11 protein-coding genes and 1 pseudogene are annotated in these 11,800 nt (G+C 65.7%); 4 read left to right on the top strand and 8 right to left on the bottom strand.

What is annotated here, in order from left to right; all coding sequences use genetic code 11:
- Window positions 1-56 precede the first annotated feature (56 nt).
- The 4 genes from N8H22_RS03875 to N8H22_RS03860 form a co-directional block, all read right to left on the bottom strand.
- Window positions 57-611: a biliverdin-producing heme oxygenase gene (locus tag N8H22_RS03875; RefSeq protein ID WP_264589288.1), complete on the bottom strand. Its 555-nt coding sequence runs from the start codon at window positions 609-611 to the stop codon at window positions 57-59.
- Window positions 604-3,009 carry a response regulator gene (locus N8H22_RS03870; protein ID WP_264589287.1) on the bottom strand — a complete coding sequence of 802 codons (2,406 nt, stop codon included), beginning with the start codon at window positions 3,007-3,009 and terminating at the stop codon, window positions 604-606. The genes N8H22_RS03875 and N8H22_RS03870 overlap by 8 nt, the downstream gene beginning before the upstream one ends.
- 63 nt (window positions 3,010-3,072) lie before the next feature.
- Window positions 3,073-3,546: a response regulator gene (locus N8H22_RS03865; protein WP_264589286.1), complete on the bottom strand. Its 474-nt coding sequence runs from the start codon at window positions 3,544-3,546 to the stop codon at window positions 3,073-3,075.
- Window positions 3,540-5,813 (bottom strand): ATP-binding protein, encoded by a 2,274-nt coding sequence (locus N8H22_RS03860; RefSeq protein WP_264589285.1) that lies wholly within the window; start codon window positions 5,811-5,813, stop codon window positions 3,540-3,542. Before N8H22_RS03860 ends, N8H22_RS03865 begins: the two co-directional genes overlap by 7 nt.
- Before the next feature lie 229 nt (window positions 5,814-6,042).
- Here N8H22_RS03860 and N8H22_RS03855 point away from each other — a divergent pair, with 229 nt between their 5' ends.
- Both N8H22_RS03855 and N8H22_RS03850 read left to right on the top strand, forming a co-directional pair.
- On the top strand, window positions 6,043-6,450 hold the full coding sequence (locus N8H22_RS03855; RefSeq protein WP_264589284.1) for an SMI1/KNR4 family protein: 408 nt from the start codon (window positions 6,043-6,045) through the stop codon (window positions 6,448-6,450).
- Window positions 6,451-6,509: 59 nt separating this feature from the next.
- Window positions 6,510-6,887, top strand: coding sequence for a DUF3301 domain-containing protein (locus N8H22_RS03850; RefSeq protein ID WP_264589283.1), 378 nt, complete (start codon window positions 6,510-6,512; stop codon window positions 6,885-6,887).
- On the opposite strand, the gene N8H22_RS03845 is transcribed toward N8H22_RS03850, so the two are convergent.
- A complete protein-coding gene (locus N8H22_RS03845) occupies window positions 6,888-7,865 on the bottom strand; it encodes a GTP-binding protein (RefSeq protein ID WP_264589282.1) in 978 nt (325 codons plus the stop codon). It lies immediately after the preceding gene.
- A gap of 95 nt (window positions 7,866-7,960) precedes the next feature.
- On the opposite strand from N8H22_RS03845, the gene N8H22_RS03840 reads away from it, so the two are divergent.
- Window positions 7,961-8,320: an NADH:ubiquinone oxidoreductase gene (locus tag N8H22_RS03840; protein WP_264589281.1), complete on the top strand. Its 360-nt coding sequence runs from the start codon at window positions 7,961-7,963 to the stop codon at window positions 8,318-8,320.
- Window positions 8,321-8,365: 45 nt separating this feature from the next.
- On the opposite strand, the gene N8H22_RS03835 is transcribed toward N8H22_RS03840, so the two are convergent.
- On the bottom strand, window positions 8,366-8,890 hold the full coding sequence (locus N8H22_RS03835) for a DUF3617 domain-containing protein (RefSeq protein ID WP_264589280.1): 525 nt from the start codon (window positions 8,888-8,890) through the stop codon (window positions 8,366-8,368).
- 111 nt (window positions 8,891-9,001) lie between these two features.
- Here N8H22_RS03835 and N8H22_RS03830 point away from each other — a divergent pair.
- Window positions 9,002-9,220, top strand: a pseudogene (locus N8H22_RS03830) (PepSY domain-containing protein); the annotation flags it as partial.
- A gap of 111 nt (window positions 9,221-9,331) precedes the next feature.
- Here N8H22_RS03830 and N8H22_RS03825 read toward each other — a convergent pair.
- Window positions 9,332-9,733: a DUF1850 domain-containing protein gene (locus tag N8H22_RS03825; protein ID WP_264589279.1), complete on the bottom strand. Its 402-nt coding sequence runs from the start codon at window positions 9,731-9,733 to the stop codon at window positions 9,332-9,334.
- Window positions 9,730-11,757: a TRAP transporter permease gene (locus N8H22_RS03820; RefSeq protein ID WP_264589278.1), complete on the bottom strand. Its 2,028-nt coding sequence runs from the start codon at window positions 11,755-11,757 to the stop codon at window positions 9,730-9,732. Before N8H22_RS03820 ends, N8H22_RS03825 begins: the two co-directional genes overlap by 4 nt.
- Window positions 11,758-11,800 lie beyond the last annotated feature (43 nt).

The following is an 11,800-nucleotide window of genomic DNA, read 5'->3' as shown; positions in this document are numbered from 1 at the left end:
CGCCGGCGCTGACAACCCGCAACCCAGCAGAAAAGCCCTTCGGGGCTTTTCTGCTTTCAGCGGTTCGCTTCGTCATGCTCCAGCGCCGCTGCATCGATGAACAGCGCGAAGGCTGCCTCGGCCGCGGCCAGCAGCGTCGGCCAATCATCGGCCCTGGCTTCGCCCTCGAATCGCTTCAGAAAGCGCGGCCAGAGCCGGGAGACGTCGCCGTGGTCCAAGTAGCGTGTCGGTGCGTGCGTAGTGGCCTGTCGCAGGCGTTGTGCGAGGACTTGTCCGCCCAGGCGCGAGCCTTCCAGCACATAGGCAGCACCCCAGCAGCTGCCGGTGTCGCACAGCGCCGGCGCGGTCAAGGGGGCTGGTGGCAGGTCGCCGAGGTCGGCGATGTCCTGTCGCAGCGCATGGCGGCGCACGCGCTGCGGCCAGTCGTCGAGCAGGTTATGCACACCGGCGCGCTCCAGCGCGACTTCCAGGGCATCGAGCGCCCGGCAGTGGGCGCGCAGGAAGCGGCGGTAGCCATCGTGCCGATCGAAGGTGAAGCCGGCGAAGGCATCGTCGACCCGCGCGTGCAGCGGTGCAGTCGCCTGGCGCAGACGCGCGCGCAGTTCAGCCATTGGCCAGACTGCGTTCGCCCAACGCGAGATGAATCTTGCTTGCCAGCTGTTCCTCGCGAAACGGCTTCTGGATGACCGAGAAGGCGTCCAGGCCCAATTCGCAGAGATCGGCGTAACCGGTGATGAACAGCACCGGCAGATGCGGCAGGCGAGCCCGCACCGCACGCGCCAGCTCGCCGCCGTTCATGCCGGGCATGGCGAAATCGGCCAGCAGCAGATCGATCTCGCTCCCGTCGCCAAGCAACTGCAGCGCGCGGGTGCCGCTTTCGGCAGCGGTCACGCCGAAGCCCAGTTCACGCAGCATCTGTGCGGTCACTTCGCGCACGCAGTGATCGTCGTCCACCAGCAGGATGTTGTGCCGGCTGTTGTCCGCCTGGCTGCCGGCATCCAGTGTGGCAATCGATTTGATTACACGCGGTGCCACCGTGCGTGGCAGAAAGACCTTGACCGTGGTGCCAACACCCCGGCGGGTTGCGATGCGTGCGCCGCCACCGGATTGCTTGGCGAAGCCGAACACTTGCGCCAGGCCGAGGCCGGAGCCCTTGCCGACGTCTTTGGTGGTGAAGAAGGGTTCGAAGGCCTTGCTCAGCACCTCGTCGCTCATGCCAACGCCGGTGTCGGCGACCGACAGCTCCACGTACTCGCCGGGACTGGGGTCTTCGGCGCGCAATGGCGGTTGTTCGATCTCCACGTTGCGCGTGCCCAGGGTCAGACGGCCGCCATCGGCCATGGCATCGCGGGCATTGATCGCTAGATTGAGGATGATCATCTCGAACTGGGTCGGATCGACCAGGGCGTGCCAGAGATCGTCCTGCAGATCGGTTTCGACGCTGACGCTGCCGCCCAGCGTGCTTTTCAGCAGACTGAGCAAGCCGAGCAGCGTTTCGTTCAGGTCCACTGCGGCAGGCGCCAGCTGTTGGCGGCGGGCGAAGGCGAGCAGCTGGCTGGTCAGCGTCGCGCCGCGTTCGCCGGATTCGCGGATGTACTGCAGACGGCGCAGGGCTCGTTCTGCCGGAGCGCCGTTTTCCAGGTCGTTCTTGAGGAAGCTGGCGCTGGTGAGAATGACCGTCAGCAGGTTGTTGAAGTCGTGCGCGACGCCGGCAGTCAGCTGGCCCACGGCTTCGAGCCGCTGCATCTGCCGCAGCGTCGCCTCGACCCGCTCGCGCTCCTGAATCTGCTCACGCAGCTCGCGGTTGGCTTCGGCGAGCCGGTCCACCGCGGCGATTTCGCTGGTGATGTCGCGGGCCGCCGCATAGATGCGCCCGGCATCGGCGACCGCGGTCCATGACAGCCAGTGGTAGCTGCCGTCGCGATGGCGCATGCGATTGACGAAGCGGTTGGTCACCTTGCCATTGCCGACGCGGACGGTTTCCTCCAGCGCGGCCTGCAGGTCGTCGGGGTGGATCAGCCCCGACAGCGGGCTCGCCAGCAACTGCTCGAGCGGCCAGCCGAGCGTGTGTTCCCAGATCGGGTTCAGCGCGACCGGCATCATGTTCAGCTCGGTCACCGCCAGCAGGTCACGCGACAGTTCCCAGGTGCGGTCACGTTCACGGGTGCGTTCCTCGACCCGCTCGCCCAGGGTGGCGTTCAGCCGTTTGAGGGTCTGGGTCGCCAGTTGCTGTTCGGTGATGTCCATCACCACACCGACGAAGCGTGTACAGACCCCATCGGCGAAGAAGGCCTGGCCGCGGGTTTCCATCCAGCGGACGCTGCCATCGTCGAACAGCACGCGATAGGTGGTGGCGTACTCACCGTCGTTACCGCCGGAGATGGCCTGCGCGATCTTCTCGTGCATCCGTACGCGGTCTTCCGGATGGCAGAGTTGTTCGAACAGCGCCATGTCCACCGGAGCGTCGACTTCGAGGCCGAACATCGTGCGGCAGCGCTCGTCCCAGACCAGCTTGCCGCTCTGCGGCTCGTAATCCCACATGCCCAGGCGTGCGGAATCGATGGCCAGCCGTGCACGCACTTCGACTTCGCGCAGCGCCTGTTCGGCCTGCAGACGCCGCTGTCGCTCGTTGACCTCGCCCAGCGCCCGTTCGACGGCTTTGGGCAGAAACTCGAGGTTCTGCTTGAGCACGTAGTCGACCGCGCCGGAGCGCATCATGTTGACCGCATGCTCTTCGCCGAATACCCCGGAAAGGAAGATGAAGGGCGTCTGTGGCGCCAGCCGCCGGGCTTCCTGCAGCGCCTGGCTGCCGGAAAAACCCGGCAGGATGAAGTCCGCCAGAATCAGGTCGAAGTGGCGGCGCTGCAGTGCCTCGATCACCCCGGCATGGTCATACACCAGCTCGGTGTCCAGGCTATAGCCGTTGCGCTCCAGTGCCAGCTGGGCCAGTTCGGCATCGTGCGGGCTATCCTCGATGAACAGGACGGCGATGTTCTTTGACGCGGGCATATCCATCCTGTCGAGCAAGCAGGCCCCATCGAAACGGCCCGCAGGGGGCGGGTCGTGAGTCGTTCAGTTCTTTTCGTCGCTGTTGCGCGCGCGTTTGAGCCGCAGCGAACCAGGCGGTGGTTCGTTGAGAACCGCCCAGAAGACGCCGAGTTCGGAGATTGCGGCGACAAAATCCTTGAATTCGACCGGTTTGACCACGTAAGCGTTCACCCCGAGTTCGTAGGCCTTCATCAGGTCGGGCTCTTCCCGTGAGGAAGTCAGCATGACCACCGGAATGCTGCGCAGCTCGGCGGTTTCGCGTACGGTCTTGAGCACTTCAAGACCGTCTACCTTGGGCAGTTTCAGGTCCAGCAGTAGCACCGCCGGGTTGCCGTCGGCCCGTCCGGCATAGGTACCGGTGCGCAGCAGATAGGCCAGCGCTTCGGCACCGTCGCGCATGATCACCACGTCGTTGGCCAGCTGGCTGCGCTCCAGGGCGATCAGCGTCAGTTCCAGGTCGTGGGGGTTGTCCTCGACCAGCAGTATCGGTTTCAGCATCGGTTGTCTCGGTCCAGGGACGATGAATAGGTCAGTTTTGGCAGAGCGAAGTAGAAAGTGGCGCCCTGATCCAGCTGGCCTTCGGCCCAGACATGGCCGTCATGCCGCTCGATGATGCGTCGCACACTGGCCAGGCCGATGCCGGTGCCTTCGAATTCTTCCATGCGATGCAGGCGCTGGAAGACGCCGAACAGCTTGCCGGCGTACTGCATGTCGAAGCCCACGCCGTTGTCACGGACGTAGACCACTACCTCGCCGGATCGCTGCTCGGCACCGATCTCGATCACCGCTGGCGCACGCGTGCGGCTGTACTTGAGCGCATTGTCGATCAGGTTGCGCAGCGCCATGTGAATGAAGGCGGCATCGGCGACCACGATCGGCATCGGTCGCTGCTGCCATTCGATTTGCCGGCCTGCGCAATCGGGTGCGATCTCCTCGCGGATCGAGGCGACCAGTGCACCGAGATCGACATCCGACAGACGCAGCGCCGAGCGACCCATCTGCGAGAAGCTCAGCAGGTTGTCCACCAGCGTGCCGGCGAAGCTGGCGGCCTCGGCGATGTTGTCGAGAAAGCGCAGCCCGCGCTCGCTCAGGCGGCTGCCCTCCAGCTCGCCGAGCAACTCGGTGTAGCCGGCGATATGGCGTAATGGCGCGCGCAGGTCGTGGGAGACGCTGTAAGAGAACGACTCCAGTTCCTTGTTGCTGGCACGCAGCTCGCCGGTGAGCTGGGCCATTTCTTCGGCCTTGCGCAGGACGATGCCGAGCACCGCATTGCGCAGCTCCAGCGCGCCCTCGATCTCCACCGACTCCCAGGGCTGGGCGTGGCCGCGCAGGATCTCCCGCCAGCGCTCGAAGCTGTGACGGGGGCTCAGCGCACCGCTGTGGCCGTCGATGCGTTTCTCCGGCTGGCCGGCCCAGTCGACGGTCTTGACCTGTTCTGGGCGGAACCAGATCAGGTAGTGGGCATGCAGGCGGGAAATCGGGATCGCCATGATCCCGGCGCAATGTGCGGCGAGCGCTGGCAGCGCGGGAATGTCGCGGCTCACGCAGTCGCTGTGGAAGACCAGTTGATCGCGCTGCTCGGCCAGCCAGTGCGCCAGCTGCATGATCTGCTCGTGGTCGGGCGTTTCTCCGAGCGTCTCGCAGCGATCCGCGGAAATGATCGCCGCACCGCTGGCACCTACGAAGCCGAGTGCCACTTCCGGCTGCTGGCGGAAGCCCTCGACTATGCTGTCGCGATCGGCCATGGCCGAGAGCAGCTGCACGATCTGCAGACGCAGTTCGAGTTTGCGCTGCGCCAGGCTGGCGCTTTCGCGGGCCTCGATCTGCAGCGCGAGGATGCGCCCGAGCAGTTCGCAGGCGGTGCGGGTCTGGTAGCTGACCGCGCGCGGCTCGGCGTCGTGGCAGGAGATCAACCCCCAGAGCCGGTCGCGGATGACGATGGAGATCGACATCGACGCCAGCGTGCCCATGTTGCGCATGTATTGCAGGTGTACTGGGGAAACGCTGCGCAACGCCGCGAAACTCAGGTCCAGCGGCGCGCCGGAGACGGGGTCGAACGGCGGCACCAGCGGCGACGGCTGGTAGTTGGCGTCCTGGATGACGCGAATCAGGTTCTCGCGGTACAGCCGTCGCGCCTGTGGGGGGATGTCGGCAGCGGGAAAGCACAATCCCTGGTAGCGCGCGTAGCCCGGCTCGGCCACTTCCGCCAGCACCAGGCCATTGCCTTCGGCGTCGAAGCGGTAGGCCTTGACCCGGCCGAAGCCGCTGATGCGTTTGACCTCTTCGACCGCCAGCCGGCACAGGTCGTCGAGTTCACGCGTTTCCTGCAGCTGGGCGACGAACGTCCGCATCAGTGGATACAGCGTGTCGTAGGCCTGCCCCGGGTTGCCGGCGCGCTCGAACTCGAGGATCAGCCGGCCAGCATGCCGGTGCGCCATCAAGGCGAAGCGCTGCATGCTGCCGCCATCCAAGGCGAAGCTGACGTCGCTCAGATGAAAGGGGTTGTGATCGTCTGCGGTGAGTCCCGCCAGGCCGGCTTCGATCGGCGCCGTGGCGAACAGCGCGGACAGCGGCTGGCCGAGCAGCGCTTCGGCCTCGATGCCGAGCCAGCGGCGGACATTGTCGCTGGCCTGCTGCACCCGCAGCTCTGGCTCGCTGAGCACCAGCAGGAAGCCATGTGGCTGGATGCTGCCGGGGATGTGGATGGGTTCAGCGGCGCATCGTTCGATGGCCTCGCGCAGGTCCTGGGCCTCGGTAGTGGTCATTGTGTGTGTCCTTGTTCAGGTCCGTTGGACCGAAGGTGACGGGCAGGCACCAATGCGAGTTGCTACCTAATGTCTATGACTGTGCTGAGGGGTGCAGCGTTGCTTGATGGGGAAACGTAGTATCCGAGTGTTTTGCTTGGTCGGGCACTTTAACCCGAGAGAACTGGCTCGCCAATCCGGCGGGCTGTATAAACGGCACCTTGCCCGGGGGCACACGACAGGAGGTGGTATGGAAGAGGTAATCGAACAGCTGCGCGAACTCAACGAGCCGGTGCCGGTGCCGCTGGAGCTGCCGGACGACGATCTGCTGGTGGAGATCGAGGAACAGTTGCTGATCAATCTGCCGTTCGGCCTGCGCGAATTCCTGCTGCAGGTCAGCGATGTGATCTACGGTCGTCTGGAGCCGGTTACGGCCACCGATCCGCAGTCGCACACCTACCTGCCGGAAGTGGCGGCCAATGCCTGGGACGCGGGGGTTCCGCGCGATCTGCTGCCGATCTGCCAGGATGGCCGCGACTACTACGTGGTCGACCTGGAAGGCGAGGTCACGCTGTTCGACGGTGACACCCACGAACTCACTGAGGAGACCTGGGAAACGGTCTGGCACTGGGCGCGCGATGTCTGGCTGGAAAGCTGAGCGCCGCCTGATGCTTCGCCTGTGGCGACAACCTGTGCAGGCCACTTTTCGGAACACCTATGCTGACCCTCGGTAACCTGTTCGTCTTTCTACTGCTCGCTACGGCCGCGGCCTGGCTCTGGCACGCACATGGCATTCGTGAGCGTGCCCTGCTCGCGGTGCGTCGGCATTGCCGGCAGCTGGACGTCGAACTGCTCGACGGCAATGTCGCTTTCAAGCGCCTGACTCTGCTGCGCGACGGCGGCGGTCATCGCCGGCTGGCGCGCGTCTACGACTTCGAGTTCACCGTCACCGGTGAACAGCGGCATGTCGGGCAGATCATGATGTTCGGCAGCCGCGTCGGGCGTATCGAGCTCGATGCGCATCCCTTCCGCGCTGCCGAGGAGGCGCCGGCCGGACGGGTCATCCAGCTCGACGAATGGCGCCGCCGTGACTAGCTAGCCCGACGGCATGAGCCGGCAGGCGTCCAGGCCCTCCTGCAATTCAGACTGCGGTTGAGGAGCGGCGAAGATCAGCTCCAGACGGGAATCCTTGCGCCATTCGCTCGGCCGGAGCTGCAGCGCCTGGCCGTCCAGCGCATTGCCCGACAGCCAGCCGCTTTGCCCATGCATGACCAGCTTGGCCCGCCGCCACGGCCAGGCCTGCAACCAGCGCTGTAGCCGGGTCATATCGAACTGCTGACTCGGGTGCCAACGCCAGCCGATGCTCCAGCCTTCGACGCTTTCCTGGGCCTGGCAAACCGGTCGTTGCGGATCGAGCCAGACGCCGGGCAGCGGCGCTGCTGCAGCCGGCAGTTCGTCGGCGCTGGCATCTTCGGTGGCCTGCCGGTCGATCCCGGGCAGCAGCGCCAGCGGCAGGACGCCCTGGCTGGTCCAGTACCGTGGCCGGCCCGGCAGGCGTTGGTCCAGCGCTTCCCGTTCCGCCGCATCCAGCAGCTCGCTCTTGTTCAGCACCAGCAGGCCGGCTTCGGGCAGCGCCTGTAGCTGGGACGCCGGCAGGGCGGCGCCACGGCTGAGCGCGGCGGCATCGACCACCAGCAGGGCCGGCTGTACCGCCAGGACGTCGGTCCAGGGCGCCTGGTTGAGCTGGCGCAGCAGCTGGGCCGGATGGCCGAGCCCCGAAGGCTCGATCAACAGCCGCTGTGGGCGGGCCTGGCGCAACAGGCGCGTCAGGCCGACCTGGAAGGGCAGGCCGTTGACGCAGCACAGGCAGCCGCCGGCGACTTCCGTCAGGCTGACGCCCAGGCGCGGACCCTCGGCCAGCAATGCCGTATCGAGGCCGATCTGGCCGAACTCGTTGATCAGCACCGCCCAGCGCTCATCGGCAGGTTTCTGCGCCAGCAGCTGGCGAATCAGGCTGGTCTTGCCGGCGCCCAACGGGCCGGCGATCAGGTGCGTAGGAATGTGCATCAGCATGGGCGCATGGTCTGCGTTTAGGCGTGTGCTGGGAAGCCGATTTTTGCGCGGCGGCGTGCTAGAGTCGGCGCCGTCCGACTGGAGGGGATCTCGCGATGCGTTCGATGTTGTTGCTGCCGCTGCTGCTGGGTATGGCTGGTCAGGTGCTGGCCGAGGCCTGCATCGTCCACAGCCATGACGCGCGCATCGAAGTGAAGCTCTGCCAACAGAACGGCAACATTCCGTCGGAGCTGTTTCGTTCCGGCTACTGCCAGCCGCAACTGAAGGATCAGCAAGTCGACGTGCAATTCGTCGAAAACTGTCCGGACGGCGCATTCGGCATATGCCGCAATGCCCAAGTGTCGAACATGCCGTATCGCCAGGATATTCATTATTACGGCGTCGCCAGCGATGGTCGCTTCCTGCAGCCGGCCTGCGAACAGAACAGCGGTGGCAGCTGGGAAAGCACCGACTGACCGCGCAAGCCCAGTGCCGCCGGGGGTTTCACGTGGAACAGCGCTTCAGCGTGCAGGCTTCAGGGTGCCGCAATCCTCGCTCAACCAGCGCGCGTGCGATTCCATGCGGCTGGTACCTGGCTCGCCGTCGACGGTGAACTCGCTTTCCACCACGCTGACGAACTCGCGCTCGCTGATGAAGCGGGTTTCGCCCTGACCGCTGGCATCGGGGCACTGGAAGCGGAACTTCCATACGCCGTCGCTGCGTTCGGTGATCTCCTGCGTGCAATCCGGTTGGTCGCTGAACGGCAGCTCCTCGGCTTTGACCTGCGCTTCGCTCAGGCAGAGCCGCACGCCCTGGCCGCCAAGCTGCACGCCCTGTGCCGCCAGCATGTCCTGCATCATCTGGCGCTGCTCGGCGGGCAGGTTCTGCATCTGTTCGAGCATTTCGTCCATTCCCGGCATCTGCTCGCCGTCGACTTCGATGTTGCGGCTGGTGAATTCCCACAGGCCGGGAAGAATCGGTGCCGCCTGTACAGGCAGGCTACAGGCGAGAAATGCGAAGGCGAGGGTGGGCAGGGTGTGTTTCATGGCGGGCTCCGGACGGGTTGTTCGCATAGCCTAGCCAAGCGGCGGCGAGCATGCAGCGCCCGTGTGTGATCCGTTCGACGATCGAATGACGTGGCGCGAGTTGTTGAGAACCAGGAGGTTCCCGGCCAGGGCACGCTGGGCCAGCAGTTCCACCTGCTGCAACCGGCGATCCACGGCGGACGCATCCTCGGCCTGCCGGGGCGCATCCTGATCGCTGTGCTCGGTGTGGCGATTGCCGTGCTGTCGGTGACCGGCGTGGTGATCTGGTGGCGCAAGCGCCGCGCACGGCAGTACGCGGCACTGCGCCGGGAGGCCGGGCTGACGGTCTGATGGCGTGAATGGGGTGGCAAAGGCTGCGCGGCGGTGGTTATCCACCCTGTGGCGCGGAGCCCTAGGGTGGAACCGCCTCCCGATCCACGGGCGAGGCGCCCGCGTGGCGGATCAGGAATCTCCGGTGGCTGCGACCTCGCAGCTCCAGAGCTCCAGCGCGGGCTGGTCCGCTTGTGGCGGGCCGAGCCATTCGCTCATCGCGTGGCAACGCTGGTCAAAACACAGTTGGTAATCCCCTGCCTCGGGGGTTCGCCCCAGGCGCAGGAGTGGCAACGCAGGCATCTGGCGCTGGTAGTGCCAGGCCCCGTCGCGCAGTTCGGCGTCATCCGGGATTTCCATCCCGGCACCAGAACCCTTGACCCGCGCTTCGCCGAGCAGCAGCCCGTCCGGCGTCACGCGGTAATCCTCTTCCCAGCGGATCTTCTCGATGGTGTGGTTCCACGCCAGGGTGAAGGCGGGGGTGGGCACTTCGGCCCACACCACGCCGGCCAGCCCCAGGCACAGACCGATCACGCCGTGGCTGCCGGCACGGAGCGGCGGGCGCGCCAGAAGTGCTGGATAAGGAACAGCGCGCCCAGGGCGAAGCCGATTTCATCGCTGATCGGCAACGACATGATCATCGCCGCGCCGGCAGCGAAGGCCAGCAGCTTCTCCCACAGCGCCATGGGCCGCTGCAGGTAGCCGGTGAATACCGCGCCCCACAGGCCGATGGCGAAGGCCGCCTTGAACAGCATGTACAGCGTGGCGCCCCAGTCGCCGCCCTGCATCATCAGCGCCGGGTTGTACACCGCCATGAACGGCACGATGAAGCCGGCGATGGCGATACGGATGGCCCACATGCTGATCTTCAGGCCGCGCTCCTTGGCGATCGGCGCGGCGGCGAAGCAGGCCAGCGCCACCGGCGGCGTCAGGTCGGCCATGATGCCGAAGTAGAAAACGAACATGTGCGAGACGATCAGCGGCACGCCGAGGTCGAGCAGCGCCGGCGCGGCGATCGAGCTGGTGATGATGTAGTTGGGGATGGTCGGGATGCCCATGCCCAGCACCAGGCAGGTCAGCATGGTCAGGATCAGCGAGAGGAACAGGTTGTCCCGGCCGATGGCGAGGATGTAGCCAGCGAAGGTCGAGGCCACGCCGGTCAGCGAAACGATGCCGATGATCACCCCGACCAGGGCGCAGGCGATACCCACCGGCACCGCATGGCGCGCACCCTCCACCAGCGCGTGCAGGCAGATGGTCAGGGTGTCGCGGCCGCCCTTGATGAACCAGCACACCGCCACCAGCACCGCGATGACACCGAAGATCACCCCGATGCCGAGCTGGAAGAATCCGGCACAGAGCAGGCCGAGGGCGATCCAGAAGGCGATGCGCAAGGCGAAGTTTGAGACCTTGAGGATGATCGCCGAGCCGAGGATGACGATAGCCGTCAGTGACAGGCCAATGGTGCCGGCGAACATCGGCGTACGCCCGGAGAACAGCAGCCAGACCAGCACCACCAGCGGGATCAGCAGGTACCAGCGCTCCTTCACCGCAGTCCAGGCACTCGGGCATTCGTCCTTCGGCAGGCCCTTGAGGCCGGCGCGCTTGGCTTCCAGATGGACCATCCAGAACACCGAGCCGAAGTAGAGCAGCGCCGGAATCAGCGCGGCCTTGGCGATCTCGACGAAGGGCACGTTGATGGTCTCGGCCATGATGAAGGCCACCGCACCCATGACCGGCGGCATGATCTGGCTGCCCATCGACGAGGTGGCCTCGACGCCGCCGGCGAAGGCCGGGCGATAGCCGAAGCGCTTCATCAGCGGAATGGTGAACTGGCCGGTGGTGACCACGTTGGCCACGCCGGAACCGGTGATGGTGCCCATCAGCGCCGAGGACACCACCGACACCTTGGCCGGGCCGCCGAGCTTGTGGCCGAACAGGCCCATGGCGAAGTCGGTGAACAGCTTGATCATGCCCGCCTGCTCGAGGAATGAGCCGAACAGGATGAACAGGAAGATGTAGGTCGCCGAGACGTAGGTCGGCGTGCCGTACAGGCCTTCGGTGCCGAACGACAGCTGGTTGACGATCTGGTCCAGGTAATAGCCGCGGTGCGCGAGATCACCGGGCAGGTATTCGCCGAGCAGGCCGTAGGCGAGGAACAGCCCGCAGATGATCGGCAGGGCGATGCCCATCACCCGGCGGGCGGCCTCGAACACCAGCACGATCAGCGTCAGGCCGACCACCATGTCGGTGGTGGTCATGTCGCCGGAGCGCTGGATCAGGTCCGCCTCGAAATACCACTGGTAGAAAAAGGTCGCGAAACCGGCCAGGCCGAGTACCCAGGCCACTGGCTGGAACGGCTTGCCGTTGCCGCGCGCCGGGTAGCAGAGGAACACCAGTAGCAACAGGAAGCCGACGTGACCGGCGCGCAGCACCTGGCTGGACACCGGGTGAAAGGCGGCGGTGACGATCTGATAGATGGAGAACAGCAGGGCGACGTAGAACAGCGCCCTCGGCCATTCGCTGGGACTGGCGTGCAGTCCTTGGCTTTCGCTCATGGGTATCACTCTCTCACTGCAAGGTGGGGCCTGTAGAAGCAGG

Origin of the sequence: Stutzerimonas sp. S1 (assembly GCF_025966695.1) — a bacterium.
In the GTDB taxonomy this organism is placed as follows: domain Bacteria; phylum Pseudomonadota; class Gammaproteobacteria; order Pseudomonadales; family Pseudomonadaceae; genus Stutzerimonas.
The sequence above is the reverse complement of the archived record's forward strand: the minus strand, read 5'-3'. Positions and strand labels throughout refer to the sequence as shown.